Origin of the sequence: Paenibacillus dauci (genome assembly GCF_000971985.1) — a bacterium.
GTDB classification, from domain to species: Bacteria; Bacillota; Bacilli; order Paenibacillales; family Paenibacillaceae; genus Saccharibacillus; species Saccharibacillus dauci.
This window is the reverse complement of sequence record NZ_LAQQ01000002.1, coordinates 248,760-264,825: the sequence shown is the minus strand read 5'-3', so window position 1 is coordinate 264,825 and position 16,066 is coordinate 248,760. Positions and strand designations below refer to the sequence as shown.

At 48.3% G+C, this 16,066-nt stretch carries 14 protein-coding genes; 3 read left to right on the top strand and 11 right to left on the bottom strand.

Translation table 11 applies throughout. The annotated features are described in order from the left end of the window. Positions 1 to 9: 9 nt before the first annotated feature. Complete coding sequence (locus WH46_RS15470) at positions 10 to 1,098, bottom strand: metallophosphoesterase (protein ID WP_036629917.1); 1,089 nt, start codon at positions 1,096 to 1,098, stop codon at positions 10 to 12. A gap of 336 nt (positions 1,099 to 1,434) precedes the next feature. Continuing rightward, entirely contained in the window at positions 1,435 to 1,923 is a 489-nt protein-coding gene (gene greA / locus WH46_RS15465) for a transcription elongation factor GreA (protein ID WP_017813410.1), read from the bottom strand. A gap of 315 nt (positions 1,924 to 2,238) precedes the next feature. On the opposite strand from greA, the gene WH46_RS15460 reads away from it, so the two are divergent. Beyond that, a complete protein-coding gene (locus tag WH46_RS15460; protein WP_046227430.1) occupies positions 2,239 to 3,732 on the top strand; it encodes a peptide MFS transporter in 1,494 nt (497 codons plus the stop codon). A 190-nt stretch (positions 3,733 to 3,922) separates the two neighbouring features. Here the strand turns inward: WH46_RS15460 and WH46_RS15455 are convergent, their stop codons facing one another. The 4 genes from WH46_RS15455 to rlmN all read right to left on the bottom strand — a co-directional run bounded on the left by WH46_RS15455 (position 3,923) and on the right by rlmN (position 8,846). Then, positions 3,923 to 5,218 carry a glycosyltransferase family 2 protein gene (locus WH46_RS15455; RefSeq protein ID WP_017813408.1) on the bottom strand — a complete coding sequence of 432 codons (1,296 nt, stop codon included), beginning with the start codon at positions 5,216 to 5,218 and terminating at the stop codon, positions 3,923 to 3,925. A 222-nt stretch (positions 5,219 to 5,440) separates the two neighbouring features. Further along, positions 5,441 to 6,316: a GGDEF domain-containing protein gene (locus WH46_RS15450; protein ID WP_046227429.1), complete on the bottom strand. Its 876-nt coding sequence runs from the start codon at positions 6,314 to 6,316 to the stop codon at positions 5,441 to 5,443. A 23-nt stretch (positions 6,317 to 6,339) separates the two neighbouring features. Next, complete coding sequence (locus WH46_RS15445; protein WP_046227428.1) at positions 6,340 to 7,443, bottom strand: hypothetical protein; 1,104 nt, start codon at positions 7,441 to 7,443, stop codon at positions 6,340 to 6,342. Positions 7,444 to 7,739: 296 nt separating this feature from the next. After that, positions 7,740 to 8,846, bottom strand: a complete 1,107-nt coding sequence (gene rlmN / locus WH46_RS15440; RefSeq protein WP_046227427.1) for a dual-specificity RNA methyltransferase RlmN — start codon at positions 8,844 to 8,846, stop codon at positions 7,740 to 7,742. Positions 8,847 to 9,387: 541 nt separating this feature from the next. Here rlmN and WH46_RS15435 point away from each other — a divergent pair. Then, complete coding sequence (locus tag WH46_RS15435) at positions 9,388 to 10,788, top strand: amino acid permease (protein WP_231584367.1); 1,401 nt, start codon at positions 9,388 to 9,390, stop codon at positions 10,786 to 10,788. A gap of 193 nt (positions 10,789 to 10,981) precedes the next feature. Then, positions 10,982 to 11,356, top strand: coding sequence for a hypothetical protein (locus WH46_RS15430; protein ID WP_046227426.1), 375 nt, complete (start codon positions 10,982 to 10,984; stop codon positions 11,354 to 11,356). A gap of 201 nt (positions 11,357 to 11,557) precedes the next feature. On the opposite strand, the gene WH46_RS15425 is transcribed toward WH46_RS15430, so the two are convergent. From WH46_RS15425 to tenA, 5 genes are all read right to left on the bottom strand, one after another. Then, positions 11,558 to 11,977, bottom strand: a complete 420-nt coding sequence (locus WH46_RS15425; RefSeq protein WP_407944415.1) for a GNAT family N-acetyltransferase — start codon at positions 11,975 to 11,977, stop codon at positions 11,558 to 11,560. A gap of 426 nt (positions 11,978 to 12,403) precedes the next feature. After that, positions 12,404 to 13,147 (bottom strand): energy-coupling factor transporter transmembrane component T family protein, encoded by a 744-nt coding sequence (locus WH46_RS15420; protein ID WP_046227425.1) that lies wholly within the window; start codon positions 13,145 to 13,147, stop codon positions 12,404 to 12,406. Beyond that, positions 13,144 to 14,736: an ABC transporter ATP-binding protein gene (locus WH46_RS15415; protein WP_046227424.1), complete on the bottom strand. Its 1,593-nt coding sequence runs from the start codon at positions 14,734 to 14,736 to the stop codon at positions 13,144 to 13,146. Before WH46_RS15415 ends, WH46_RS15420 begins: the two co-directional genes overlap by 4 nt. Continuing rightward, positions 14,714 to 15,310: an ECF transporter S component gene (locus tag WH46_RS15410; RefSeq protein WP_017813398.1), complete on the bottom strand. Its 597-nt coding sequence runs from the start codon at positions 15,308 to 15,310 to the stop codon at positions 14,714 to 14,716. Before WH46_RS15410 ends, WH46_RS15415 begins: the two co-directional genes overlap by 23 nt. Then, the gene (gene tenA / locus WH46_RS15405; protein ID WP_017813397.1) at positions 15,307 to 15,993 is read right to left on the bottom strand and encodes a thiaminase II; all 687 of its coding nucleotides are present in this window, start codon (positions 15,991 to 15,993) and stop codon (positions 15,307 to 15,309) included. Before tenA ends, WH46_RS15410 begins: the two co-directional genes overlap by 4 nt. Positions 15,994 to 16,066: the final 73 nt, after the last annotated feature.

Genomic DNA, 16,066 nt, shown 5'->3' with positions numbered 1-16,066 from the left:
AATTATTCATTAAGGCTGGAACTTCACATGAATCTGTACAATTTCGGAGCGTGTACCGATCCGCATCGGACTACCCCAGAAGCCAAATCCGGAAGAGACAATCGAGTGCAATTGTCCTTTTTGCAAGTAACCCCAGTCATTCTCGAACAGACGCTTGGTAATCAGGTTAAATGGTGCCATCTGTCCACGGTGAGTGTGTCCAGATACCATCAGATCGACACCCAGCTGCTGCTCTTTGTCCAGCTCATATGGCTGGTGATCCATGACGATAATCGGATGGGCATGATCGACAGACTCCAGCAGCTTGCTCAGCTCGGCACGCGGACGATCACTATAATCCTGGCGTCCGACCAGCGTAATGCCGTTATCCAGCACAATAGACTCGTCATACAGTACATGCAGATTGCTCTGGTTCAGGGAATCGATCAGATTAATGCCTTTCTCGAACCGGTCATGATTGCCCAGTGAAGAATAGACAGGCGCTTTTAGCCCTTTGAGAATCTCGGGAATCTCTGTCTTGACGTAGTACGGCAGATTATCGTCGATCACATCGCCCGGCATCAGGATCAGATCCGGCTGCAATGCGTTAACTCGCTCTACCAGTCGACGTGCATGGGCTTCGTTGGATAACACCCCAAAGTGCATATCCGACGCCATGACGATATTCATTTCCTTTTTGCCTTCGACAGGTTTGTTGATCGTAATATCATAACTACGTACAACCGGACTGTAGGCGTTGTACATCCCGAGTGAGAAGACGCCGATAAAGGCGACAACCGTAATCCAGCCCGCCCATATAATAACGGAATGCTGGGACAACGAGGACAAGCGGGTGAGTGCAACGACAATATTCATAACGGGCATCCATAATATCGAGAAGTACAGCAGTGCAATCCAGACGGCGCCAACCTGTTTGAAAATAACCATTTCATTTTTCCAGAATCCGAGGAACAACGCATACGCCAGAATCAACAATACAACGATCCAAATATAACGCGGATATGCATGATTCGGAGACAACTCCGCCAGCCATACCCATCCATTCCATCCAATATAGAATATAATCAGATGGTACAATACCAAAATTGCAATTCCCATCCACACAGTAGCGATCTCCTATCTGAGTATCTTATTCCTATGCCGTATCTATCTTTGGTTAACATGGAAAATTCTTAATTTTGAAGTATCGGCAGGTCATACAATAGTATATAAGATTGCCCGCCCCGGAACAAATGAAAAGTAAAAATTTAAGATCAAACTTTTGACCTGCACCCGCTTTTTGGTTGAATAACGCTTGAGCAGGATTCATGCATACAACAAACAGCCCGCCTTCTACAATTAAATGTAAAAGCGGGCTTTTTGTTAAACATGCATTTTTCTGTATTTATCATCCGATCTGCCAATTAAGCCAATAGCCGGATACTTGTTATGCACTTAACCGGCGCTCTTGATCTCCAGCAGTTCGTAATGGAAAGTTCCCATTGGAGCTTCAAACGTAATTTTGTCTCCTGCCTGATGGCCCATCAGTGCTTTACCAAGCGGGCTTTCGTAGGACAGTTTGTTATTGGCCAGATCCGCTTCAGCCGGTCCTACCAGCTGATACTCCAGCACTTCGTCAAATTCGATATCCTTTAGTACTGCAATCGAACCCAGGGTTACTTTGGATACGTCCAGATTCTCCGCACTGATTACACGAGAATTGCGCAGCATACGCTCCAATGTCAGGATGCGTGTCTCCATAAATGCCTGATCTTCCTTGGCAGAATGGTATTCACTGTTCTCTTTCAAATCGCCATAGCTAATCGCTGTTTTCAAGCGGGCAGCCAGTTCCTGGCGGCGAGGACCTTTCAGTTCTCTGAGTTCTTCTTCCAGCTTCGCCAGACCGTCTGGGGTCAGGATTACTTCTTCGTTCTCATTTGCCATCTACTCTCAACTCCTTAATTTCTATTATACCTCATCTGCTGCGATTTTCCTTGCATTGTTGCAAATCTGCGGTAGAGATCTTCCTTCTTTATTTATTTCACCTTCATTTGTACAGTTGTTAACGTAATTCTGCGGCTTTTTGTTAACTTTTGTTATTGATGAACCTGTACAGGTATTGTATTCTAATGGTTCGAGTGTATATCACAGTGTGTAAGTAATTTCGACAGACAGGCTTCAGTATGTGGAAACCCCTGGCAGCTGACTACACTCGGTCAACTGCCTATTTTTAGATTAAGTCATCAAGGAGGTTCATCTGTGTCCGATATCACCAAGGAAAAGATTGTAGAAAGTGTACCGCAGCGCGGATTCTTCGGTCATCCCCGCGGACTGTTCACACTATTCTTCACTGAGTTCTGGGAACGTTTCTCTTATTACGGAATGAGAGCAATTCTGATCTACTACATGTACTACGAAGTAACTCGCGGTGGTCTGGGTATGGATCAGAATACCGCAACAGCCATCATGTCCATCTATGGCTCGCTTGTCTACATGTCCGGTATTATTGGCGGCTGGCTCGCTGACCGGGTATTTGGTACGTCACGGGCTGTATTTTATGGCGGTATCTTCATTATGCTTGGTCATATCGTACTGGCGATTCCGGGCGGAGCCGGAATGTTGTTCGTCTCCATGGCATTAATCGTCCTCGGTACAGGACTGCTCAAGCCCAATGCTTCCACTCTCGTCGGTGAGCTGTATAGCGAGAAGGACGCACGTCGTGATAGCGGATTCAGTATCTACTACATGGGGGTCAACCTCGGTGGATTCGTAGCACCGCTGACGGTAGGTACAATCGGTACGGAGTACAACTTCCATTTGGGCTTTGGCCTGGCTGCAGTCGGTATGTTCTTCGGTCTGTTGGTATTCATGTTTACCCGTAAAAAGAGTCTTGGTCTGGCAGGAACAAACGTGCCAAACCCACTGACTGGCGGCGAAAAGAAAAGAGCACTGACTCGCATCGGTATCGGTGTAGCTGTCATTGCAATTGTAGGCATCATTGCCGTATGGATGGGCTGGCTGACACTGAAGTCCTTTGTACTCGTGGTTGCCTGTCTGGGTATACTCATCCCAATCTGCTACTTTACGGTTATGTATCGCAGCGATAAAACAACAGATGTGGAGCGCTCCCGTCTGCTTGCTTATATCCCGCTGTTCATCGCTTCGGTGATGTTCTGGTCGATTCAGGAACAAGGATCGACTATTTTGGCCCGGTTTGCCGATCAGCGCACACAGCTGCACTTCCTCGGTATTAACGTTTCGCCGGCCTGGTTCCAGTCCCTGAATCCGCTGTTCATTATTATTCTGGCACCGGTATTCGCGTGGCTTTGGACCAAAATGGGAGATCGTCAGCCGATCATCCCGCGCAAGTTTTCGATCGGTATCCTGTTCGCAGGACTATCATTCCTGGTTATTCTGCTGCCAGCATACTTTGGCGGCGAGAATGCACTGGTCAGTCCGCTGTGGCTGGTACTCAGCTATTTCCTCGTCGTAATCGGAGAGCTGTGCCTGTCGCCGGTTGGATTGTCGGCAACGACCAAGCTCGCGCCAGCAGCATTCTCTGCACAAACGATGAGCCTGTGGTTCCTGTCCAATGCGGCAGCTCAGGCGATCAACGCCCTGTTGACCAACTTCTACAGCGAAGAGACAGAGATGATCTACTTTGGTGTAATCGGCGGTGTGTCGATTCTGCTGAGTATTATCCTGTATCTGTTCGCACCGAAAATCCAGAGCTACATGAAAGGCATTCGTTAATCCATTGTATGGATGAATTGCCAATGGATAATCATTTCAATAGACAGGGAAGCCGATTCGTTGGTCTGATCCTGTGTATACAAAAGGCGCTTTCTCCTGTATTTTTCGGGAGAAAGCGCCTTTTGGCTTGTTGCAGCAAAATAAAGCAACTGCGACTATGATATAACCGGTGAAAATAGTAATTTTGCCTTTAACCGAAACGCTTTGTTTTGTACCAACTGGTCTTACGGCCGGTGAAGATATCGACCAGCAGCGAGTAGAATGCCTTGACCGAGATCAGCAGGAACAGCTGTGCATAGGTGAAATACGACACACAGGACAGTACAAAATTGCGCGTATTGCTCTGCCCGATATCCGATGACAGCGCCAGATTGATCTGCAGTACATAAATGTAATACATCAGCGCCCAGGAAATAACCAGATAGATATATACATCCCCCGCAAACTGGAACGGCGAGACGACACTTGGATTGAACATGGAGATGATCAGATATACCAGATTAATGACAAAGATAATGTCAGATACAATAATAGCCAGCATAAACCAGAAATAACTGGCTGCATAATACAGTATGAATAATTTGATTCTCCAACTGGTAGGTCTGAATAAATGATGAATATTATCAATAATGACCCGGTAGTTCCCTTTCGCCCACCGTTGACGCTGCTTGATATAAATATCCAGATCTTCAGGTTCCTGCTGGTACGCTTCGGCTTGAGGAGCCAGTGCAATCAACCAGCCGCGGGTAAGGATCTCAAAGGAAACAGCGGTGTCTTCCGTGATGGCCTCTACATCCCATCCACCGATATCCTTCATCAAATCCGTCCTCACAATAAAGTTGGTTCCGGGAATGGTTCCCAGCTTAAACAGTTCCCACAACCCTGTATGATAGACTCTTTGCGCAGTAATCAGCTCCAGATTGATACATCGGGAGAGAAAGTTTTGCCCGCGATTACGCGCCTTATTTCTGCCAAATACAGCCCCGTACTCTTTGGGATTTTCAAGGGCTTTTTGTACAAGAAACAGCAAGGAGTTCCGCTCGGGAGCAGCATCCGCATCGAATATACATACCCATTCTCCAACGGTATCCTTTAGTGCTTCATTCAGTGCACCGGATTTGCCGCCGCTTCCTTTACGCTCAATAATCTGAAAGTCACGACCCTGATACTCTTTCTTTTCTTTTAGTTCATATAACCTGGCAGCAGTGGAATCCGTGCAATTATCGGCTACTATAATAATTTGCAGCTTATCTACCGGATAATTCAACTGTAATATTCGTTCCGCAGTCGCTACGATGACCAACTCTTCATTATGAGCCGGAACCATGACGGTAACGGTAGGATAATGATCCATGTTTTCAGGTATATGAATCGTTTGTTTATTTTGTCTCGATAAAAAACGGATTGCACCGATCATAATGATAATAGCTTCAGCGACAGCAACCCAGATACTAAAAATTGAAAATAGCAGCATGAAATCATTCACTTTTTTTGCCACCGTCCACGATCATATTTACGATATACCTGGTTTCGAAACGATAACGTAGCAAAGGTCAAAAATCCGATAGCGATCACAAAGAAAATACTGACGCCTACACATAAAGGTATAAACCAATGTGTATATTCCATCATTCACATGTCCCTTCTGAAAAGGAGAATTTAATATTTACTTACAGTCTAGCCAGCATGTTCCGCATCACGATTCTGTTTAGATATACTCTCCGATCAGATCCGTCTCGGTATTACGTTCCAATGCAGCAATAACATCGTCAATATCTTCGTATTTCTCAAACTGCTCCGGCTGGAACACCAGTGCACCTGCACGTACGACCAGCTGCAGCTCCTGCCCCTGCTTGTCCGGGAAATGCACATCCATCATCGCATCCCGAATGCGCCGGGTGAGCGGCTGCAAATAATCTTTATTGGTCATCGGACACAGAATAATAAATCGTCCATTGTCGATAGCGAACTTGTAATCTTCAAAGCGGATCTGCTTCTGGATCGTATCCGACAGGGTCAGCAGCAGACGTGCATACCCTGCAGAACCTACCGATTCCTGCACAAGCGGCAGAAATTCGATTTTGAACATCGCTACGCAAAAGCTGTAATGCTCATGGTAGCGTTTCGCCAGATTGGAATGCTTGACCAGTGCTTCGGTCAATGCCACTTTGTTGCCGAGCGTTGTATCAATATCCACCTGCGGGGTAATCTCTGCCAGTTCCTCCAACCGCTCTACCAGTCTGCGGGTATCGATCAGACTGTATTTGATTATCAACGCCACCAGCGTGCTACCCGGAATCAGGAACAATTCCAGAAAGGTAAGCCCTTTGACCGGAGCAAAGGTAACCAGCCACACAAAATAGCTCACCAAAAATATAAAGATCATCACCACTGCAATACCGCGCGGCAGCCAGAAGCCCAACAGCAATGCTGCCAGAGAGCCAATCGTGATACCCAGCTCCAATAATCCATAATGCTGCTGGGCATATACATCCCAGAACACCAGCAGCTGCTGGACCACAGCCAAAGCAATCAACAGAGTATAGCCAATCATTGTACGCCGGATAGGGATTCGGTTGTTCATGTGTTTCCGTCCTTTTTCTGTTCTTATTGAGCCTTCTGAAGCTCTGTCTCTGCCAGTAGCGCCATTAAATTATCGAATGCATGAGTATCGCCATCCGATACATATCCGCCCTTATAAAGGCCGTCCGCTGTCCGGAACTGGATCATGCGCTCGTACAGCTGATTCGCCCAGTCTATATCATTCATCTTAATGGCAAGCTGGATAGCCAGTCCGTATACTGATGGCGCTTCATAATCTACTGCAGCCCGATGAGTCGATCGGTCATAACGTCCATAGAGTCGATGCTGCTGGGCGAACTCCTTTTTCATAAAGGCAACCAGCTGCTGCGGTGGCTGTCCCGATTCGGTCAGATGGATACCGAGGATCAGTTGATCGATCAGATTGATCGTATCGTCATAGCCGTACTCACTGCTGTTCACATCGTACGTCCGGGGATAAAAGGTGCCGTCATTCGGCATATGCTGCAGCAGATCACTGTACCGGCGATACTGCTCATCGGTCATCAGCCCATACTGATTCATCCGCTGAAAAGTAGCGATATCCACGTAAGTCAGGCTGAGCAGATCAGATGAGGTGTTGTGTACAAAATCATGATAATCGACCAGATAGCCCTGCTTCTGGTCCTGCGCCCATAGCGTATCCGTAATCTGACGGGCAATCGTCAAATCAGATTCCTGCCCCCAGCGTTCATACGCTTCCAGCAAAGCTCCTACAATCCTCAGATCGTCCCCCAGCGCATTGGTGCTTACCTGTGCATGACCGCTCGCATCCAGCTTCCACCAGATATAATGCTGCGGCGACAGGAAATGGGTCTGCAGCAGCTGCACCTGCTGTTGCATCGCTTTGGAATCATCGCTGAGCAGCGCATACTGCATGGATAATCCAAGCGATTCGGACAATGCTTCCCGGCCCGCTACGATGTTGGGATCGGTGGAAGGCTTATCCTTAAGATAGGAAGCGACCGTACCATTGCTATTGGTCATATACGACTGCATAAAGACCGCTGTTGAAGAATCTTTTGTTTTCATCAGGCTGCAGACAGCAACCCAGACGGCAGCAATCACTATGACAGCAGCGAGCAGGATGTACCAGAGTCGCCGTTTGAAGTGCCGCGAATGCTTCTGCATATATTCCTCCTTATCGGTGGATAACCTAGTTATTTAGCACTACATTATCTGTCAGTAATCATTCATTTTTATATATTCGACTTATTTTGACATAAAAATACCGCTTCGTATAGAACTTTTTTACTGTTTTATGTGAAAATACGCAAAAATTTTAAAAAGATAACTCAAGTCCATTTGTACTATCCTAAAAAGAAGGCTATTCTACTGCCTTTCTTCTAAAAAGAACAAAAAAAAGCCGCCGGAGATCATCCGGCAGCTTGCTTATAACGAAATAAAATCAGTTCAACAATCTATTATTATCCTGTAACCGCTTCGCCTCGTGCAGACTCGGTTTTGCGGGATTGAGAGTCTTTGCGGATCTGCTTGCTTCGCAGCTGTCCGCAGGCTGCATCGATATCCGTACCATGCTCCATACGGATGGTGCAGTTGATGCCATTCTTTTTGAGAATATCATAGAAGGCCAGGATGTCCTCCTGTTTGCTGCGCTGGTACTGGCTGTGTTCATCAACCGGGTTGTAAGGGATCAGATTGACACTGGTTACCTGCTTCTTGTCAGCCAGCAGTTCAGCCAGTTCCTGAGCCTGTTCCTTCTGGTCATTCACACCCTGCAGCAGAATGTACTCCATCATGATCCGGCGGTTGCTCTTTTCCAGATAGTAATCGACAGCATCCATCAGCTGCTCCAGCGGATAGGCACGGTTGATTTTCATAATGCGTGTACGCAGTTCATTGTTCGGTGCATGCAGGGACAACGCCAGATTCACCAGCAGATCGCTATCGGCGAATTCACGGATTTTGTCCGGCAGACCGCTTGTAGAGACAGTAATACGCTTCGGTGCGATCACGAGACCCTTTTGGTCTTTGACAATATTAATAAAGTCTACCATGTTATCAAAGTTATCGAATGGCTCGCCGATGCCCATTACGACGATATGCGTCACCAGCTGATCCTGTCCGGCAGCATCCAGATGGAACTGTACCTTCATAATCTGCTCGACAATCTCGCCGGCAGTCAGATCACGGCTCTTCTTGATCAGACCGCTGGCGCAGAAGCTGCAGCCAATATTACAGCCAACCTGGGTCGTTACGCAGACCGACTGGCCGTATTTCTGGCGCATCAATACTGTCTCGATCAGATTGCCGTCCTGCAGACGGAGCAGGAACTTCACGGTGCCATCTGCCGACTCTTGCTTGACGAATTCTTCCAAAGTCTGAATCGCAAAATTCTCTTCCAGCAGCGCACGGCATTCCGGACGCACATCGGTCATTTCTTCAAATGTCGTCACCCGCTGGCGATACAGATAGTTCCATACCTGCAGCGCACGCGAGCGCTTGTGTCCATGTTCTTCCAGCCATGTGCCCAATTGTTCTAAAGTAAATCCATATATGGATGGTTTATTCATTGGTTACCCTCTTTTCCTATACCCTGTTCTGTCATTCTGTGCCTATGGAGAACCGATGGTATATACCTGATCCGGTCAAATTGTATATGCGACTACGTTATATGCCAGTGTAATTCTATCCCCAGCTCGTCTTCTATTGAAGCTGAAGCTTCATTCACACATCCTGTACACTATAAAATGCAGTACAGGCCCAGCCAACTGTCAGCCAGACCCATACTGCTCATGCCTCCTATTGTCCCAAAATTCACACGTGAAAACAATAGAAAATACACAGTTATTACAGCAAATTTGATAAATTTGCATTTCCCGTTGCCAAAATTCACTCTTTCGCTTTACCAGAGAAAAGTGTATAGTAGGATACTGTCATGATATTTATATGACTGTAAACGTCAGCTATCGCTAAAATCCGCCTCCACTTATGGAGCAGATCCATGAACTGACGCTGAATCATCACATCCTAATGATGCAGCCTGCTGTATGTCTGATTAATGGTCATCCAGCAAGCTCTCTATACGTTCTGTCAATGGAAGGAGTCTTCACTGTGAGTAACAATAAAGTTGGCTTCTGGATTCTGACCGCCCTCGTCGTGGGCAATATGGTCGGTTCCGGAATATTCATGCTTCCCCGTTCGCTGGCGGAAGTATCCAGCCCGGCAGGCTCGGTGCTGGCCTGGGCAATAACCGGATTCGGCGTGCTGATGCTGGCACTCGTCTTTGGTAATCTGGCACTGCGCAAGCCAGAACTAAACGGCGGACCGCAAATTTATGCCAAAGAGCTGTTCCCCAACAATCCGGTATTGTCGGTATTGTCGGGATTCATGTCCTCCTGGGGCTACTGGGTCGGTAATGTGGCCGGATTCGTCGCGGTCATTACGACATTCTCCAGCTATCTCTCTACCTTTATCCCAGCCATGAAAAGCAGCGCAGTCTGGTTCAGTATCGGTACGCTGGATATCAAGACAGGCAATGCGCTGAACTTTATTGTCTGCTCGCTGCTGCTGTGGGCGACTCATGCCCTGGCACTGCGCGGGATCGAAGGTGCAGGTAAAATGAACCTGATCGCTACGGCGACCAAGGTAATCGGCTTTATGCTGTTTATTATTATCGCCCTGTTCGCTTTTCAGGAAGCGAATATTGGCCCCTTCGCTGCACCGCATGTCACTGAAGACGGTCAGACCATGGGACTGCTGTCACAGGTGAACAGCGCAGCGGTCGTTACACTATGGGCCTTTATCGGGGTCGAGTCGGCGATGGTATTCGCTGCCCGTGCTCGTCGCAAGCAGGATGTGAAGCGCGCAACGATCGTCGGTCTGTTGATGGCACTCGTGCTGTACGTGGGAATCAGTATTCTGACCATGGGACTGCTGCCGGGTGAGAAGCTAATCCACTCGCAGAATCCACTGGTTGACGCAATGACGGCTGTGCTGGGTCCGATCGGGGGCTATCTGCTCGCTGCACTGGGACTCGTGAGCCTAATCGGTTCCACTATCGGCTGGGTACTGCTCAGTGCCGAAGTGCCGTATGAAGCTGCCAAACAAGGCGTGTTCCTCCGTCCTTTCCGTAGTGTGAACAGTAAGGGAATGCCCAAGCTGTCCCTCTGGATCTCCAATGCGCTTGGACAGCTGCTGATCTTCTCCACGATCTCCGGGTCGATTTCGCAGGCCTTTGACTTTATTATCGCGATTGCGACGCTGGCGTACCTGGTGCCTTATCTGATCTCGGCATTGTATCAGCTGCGTCTGGTCATTACCGGGGATGGATACCGGGCAGGTGAACGTCGCTACGGGGATGGATTGATCGCTGTACTGGCAACCATCTATTCGGTATGGGTGATCTATGCGGGTACCGCCGACTGGAGAACGTTCTGGTTCGGCGTGCTGATGATCGCGAGCGGGATTGTTTTCTACCCGCTGCTGCTGCGTCAGCTGCGCAAAAACGGATAGATTCCTTTTCACCACAGAGAATGATACTATTCATCTTTTGTTTATTCCAAGCCACAGTTTCATCTGCGACATATCGCATGATTGAGCTGTGGCTTTTTTGTGCCTTGTCCGTTGCGAATTTGATTTGGTCTCCCCAGACCATTGTATAATATAGGTATAAATTGAATTTACTGCGGCTAAAGGGGAGTTTATTTTGCATGGATTAACATGGCATTATATGCGGGTGACTCTGTTGGATTCTGTCATTACTGCAGCTATTTTTATGTTGTTGGATTCTGGATCTGAACAGCTGTTTGATTGGCAGGAGACGATTATATTTATCCTTGTTATGGCAGGAGTCAGTTACTCCTTTATAATAATTGGTGGCATCGTGGTATCCTCCATTATCAGACTGTTTACAGACAATTCATGGATCATTATGGTCGGTTTTATTATTGTCGCTTCGATATTGTATGTACTCCATCTCCTTTCTCCTTCAGTTTATTTCCTTTTAGGTTCAGCAAATGCTCTGATATTTGGTATTTTCGATGCTCTTTTATCCAGAAATAAAAATCGGATAACTTCATAAGAAGATAAAGCGGTCCTTATTTGTCCGGTAGTTGTACCTTTCGTATAGCTATTTATTACTACAATCTAATGAAGAACGTCGACCTCTCCGAATTCTAGTTTGGCAAGCGCGTTGATTTTAAAATGTACTAAAAAGCCAGATCTCTATCCTGTGTAGAGAATCTGGCTTTTTGAAGTGTGTTAATCAGCGGTTGCAGCCGTTTCAAATTCCTTTACTGATTGTCCCTGTCTGCGCCGCATAATTGCGATGGATCATACCTGAGGCAGGTTGCATTCCCTGCTTTCTGTAATAGGGCTGCAGCTCCTGATCGCACATTAAATCGATCATATAAATACCGTCCAGTTCCGCCATCATCCGGCGGATCAGCTCGCTACCGATCCCCTGGTTCTGATATTCAGGCAGTACTTCCAGCAGCGGGATATAAGCGGATAATACTCCGTCGCTGATCGCAGTAATAAAGCCCACTACCTGCTGAATCTGCTCATCTATTGCCAGTACGATCCGGTAGCTATTCTCCAGCAGCTTCAGATGTGTCTCCTCATTCGGATGGCTCGGCCAGTCGACAAAAAAACCTTTTAGCATATGCGCCTGAATTTCTTTGCTATCTGTTACATATTTCAATAGTATCTCTCCTTATCATGTATTGCGCACAAGAAGAGTCCAACTCAATAGTAAAGCAGCATCCTTTTCACCTCATATGTATATAGATACTTGTTAGAATTACACTACTATTAAGTATTCACGTCAAAAGATCAAATTCCTTTTTTTGGAATGAAATTAAAGTCTAAAAATAGCCTGAAACGAGAAGACGACACCTAGAAAATTGCTAACACTACCTCGGTTAGTGAACAAGATAATGTCAAAAACTTTTCTCCTGTTCCTGGCGTAACTTTTCCAAATAAAAAAGAAATCTTAAGCGATGGAAATATACAGTATCCAAGTGAAATACATTCCCAAGCTGGAAATCACTATACCTGTACAATAAATAAAGCCAACAGAGAAATAATAGCTTTCTTCTCTGTTGGCTTTACTACGTATAAAGAATGATCACACAAATCCCAGCATCCAGATCATACCTCCGGCGACAATCAGCAATCCTGTGGCATACAGCCAGTCTTTCCCCGCCATCACCGGCGTCAAATAATACGTCCGATTCCGCGTTCCGGTGAATCCTCTTGCCTCCATCGCCACCGCGATGCGCTCGGACTTGCGAATTCCCTGGGTAAACAGCGGTAGTGCATAGCGGGCAAAGGCTTTCCAGCTGTTCTTTTGCTTGTAGCCACGGATCTTGTGAGCGGCTTTCATCTGCTGCAGTTCACTCTGGAACAAAGGGATAAAGCGAAACCCTGCCAGCATGCCATACGCCCATTTGGGAGACAAACGCAGCTGATGGATCAGGCTCATCATAAGTGCGGTCAGATCGGTCGTCGAGGTGAATAGCAGTCCATACGTGACGAACCCCAGCATCCGCAGTCCGATCGTCAGTCCATTATTCAGACTCTCCTCGGTAATACGGAACCAGGCCCACTGCCAGATGACATGTTCACCTTTACCAAAAGCGGCCAGCATCCAGAAGATCAGCACAAAAAATAGTGTATACGGCAGCAGCCGCTTCAGCAAATACCCGAGCCGCCAGCCCCCAAGCACAATGCCTGTCACGACAGCGAGCAGCCAGAGGCACAGTGTAATCACCGGATCGGAGACAGCCATCAACATGAACATGACACATAGATGGGCGAGCAGCTTGCAGGATGGATTCACACCGGCGAGCCAGGAACCGTTACTGTTCATATCACATTCCGCTCCTTTCGCTGATGGATCAGTTGGTAGGGCAGCGGAGCAATAATCGAGCTGTCCTGCAGCATACTCTCGTTACTGAACAGCTGATAAGGAGGACCATTGTAAGCCACCTCTCCGCGCTGCAGCAGAATAATCCGATCCGCATATTGATCCACCAGTTCCATATCGTGAGTCACCATAATGATCGTCGTTCCCTGCTGCTGCCTTTGTTGCAGGCGGCGCAGCAGCTCTGCAGATGTCCTGGCATCCTGTCCAAACGTCGGCTCATCCAGCAGCAGCAGCTTCTGATCGAACAGCAGCATCGTCGCCACACTGAGGCGGCGCTTCTGTCCCAGACTAAGGGTAAACGGATGCTGTTCACGGTGCTGCTCCAGCCCGAATTCACGCAGCAGCTGTACCGTCTTGGCTTCCACTTCCGATTCGGACCAGCCCCGCTGTCTGCCGCCAAAAGCAATCTCGTCGTAGACCGTATCGGTCACAAACTGCAGTTCCGGATTCTGAAAAACAAATCCGGCTTCGGCATACAGATCACGATCCGTCCATTTACGCAGCTCTTTGTCCTGCAGTAGAATGCGCCCGGACAATGCGGGTTCCAGACGCAGAAGACTTTTGAGCAGTGTGCTTTTTCCGCTGCCATTTTGCCCGGCGATAGCGACCCATTCGCCCGCGTAGAGGCTCAGATTCATATCCTGCATGACCGGACGCTTGCGGTAACCAATTGTAAGTCGGTCGGTCTGTACACGGACAGAGGATTGCATGACTGAACGATCCCGTTCCATCCGTTCCCGGTATTCCCGGTGCAGCTCGGCAGCCAGTGGATGCGACGGGTCTGCCACGATATCCGACCAGCTGTAGGGAAACAGCCGGGGCAGCCAGATACCTGCCTCTTCCATCTGCTGACGATAGGCAGTGACGATATGTGCCGGCTCTCCATCTGCAATCACGCGTCCCCGATGATCCAGCAGAATCACGCGGTCCATCCATTCAATACAGCCATCCAGTACATGCTCAACAAACACCATGGTCTGATTGCTTGTAGCAGCAATATCCTGCAGCAGCCGAAATACATCCCTGCGGCTGACCGGGTCGAGCTGGGCAGTCGGTTCGTCGAAGAATAATACATCCGGCTCCAGCGCCAGTAGACAGGCGAGCGCAAGACGCTGCTTCATGCCGCCGGATAGCGTGTCGATTGGCGTATGCGGCGCGATATGCAGGCCGACCATACTCATCATCTGCTGAATGATACTGTCCATCTCTGCTCGTGGTACCTGCCGATTCTCCAGGCTAAACGCAATCTCTTCATCCACATGCAGCATACAGAACTGGGAATCCGTGTCCTGGAACATGACGCCGCAGGCTTCCTGACGGTCGATTTCTCCGGTCACTTCGGCTTCTACGTGATCCGGGATAATACCCGAGAGGACGGACAGCAGCGTGGATTTGCCACTGCCGCTTGGTCCGAGGATGAGTACCTTCTCCCCGCGCCGGATCGATACGGTGATCTGATCCAGTACTTGCACGGTCTCCTCCTGATGGTCGAAGCCTACCGACAGGTTCCTACACCCGAGATGCCATTGCATGCGATTTACCCTGTTTACGGCGTGATTTCATAATTTCATATGGATTCAGTACACCGGTACGGGCCAATGCTTCGACGATGACCTTGGCCAGCAATCCGCCCAGCACAATGCCGCTGATCACGTGAATACCCAGCGTCAGGAAGAACATCTGGGTTGTATAATAGCCGAGGCCATTGGCTACCAGATTGTAGGCGATACTGCCGACAGCTGCCAGTGCTCCGGATAGCATCAATGTGAACACGTTATATCGTTTGTAGCCAAAGATCGCAAAAGCAATCTCTGCTCCCAATCCCTGAAATACACCAACCAGCAGGGCAGACAGTCCAAAATGACTGCCTGTCAGCATCTCGACCGCTGCGGCGGCGACTTCGGCGATCAGCGCTGCACCAGGCTTGCGAATAATGTAAGCAACGATGGGACTGGCAATAATCCAGATCCCAAACATAAATCCGGCGCCAACCGGCCCGACCAGTGCCGAGATCGGAATCCACAGCGTCGACCAGCCCAGATACAGGACGCCGCAGGCAACCGCGAGAATAACGGTCAGTACAACCTCTTTCATTTTCCAGTTCATACGGAGGTTACCTCCAGCTGTACCGGCCAATCTTCCAGTGTATAAGCCATATCCCAGAACATATATTCAAACTGGCAGCTGAGGATAAAATGCTGCTTCATCCGTTCCCGATGCGCCGGCGTCGATGCTGCAGCAATCTCATCCAGTCTTGTGCAGAACCGGCTCGTAATCGTATCGGTACGGTTGCCATAGAAATCGATCCAGTCATAGAACGGATGGGATACATCCGGTTTTACATCTTCCATCAACCGCTTACCAATTTCCCAGTACGTCCACGGACATGGCAGCAGTACGGCGAGAATATCGCCCAGATCACCTTCCTGCGCAGCGGTCAGCATATGGCGGATATAGTTGTGTGCAGAGGGTGCTACCGGATAACCCTGCAGCTGCTCATATGGCACACCGGCGACATGACAGAAGTTATTATGCGGATGGACTTCGCTGTTCAGTACAAAGGAAATCTGCTGATTGAACATGTCCATATCCTCGCGGCTGCTGCATTTGGAGATCGCTGTTCCATAGATCCGCATAAAGGCATTCAGATATTCAAAATCCTGCTTTACATAATGAACCAGCTGTTCCGGTTTCAGATCTCCTCTGGCAATCCCCTGTACAAACGGATGGTTATAAATGGCCTCAAATACCGGATCGGCCGCCTGTCTAATCTCTGCTGAAAAACTCATACTATTATCTCTCCCTTGTCTGAAGTATTCGGAAAGAACCTCCCTGGGGAAAATGGATGCTCACAGGCTTCAT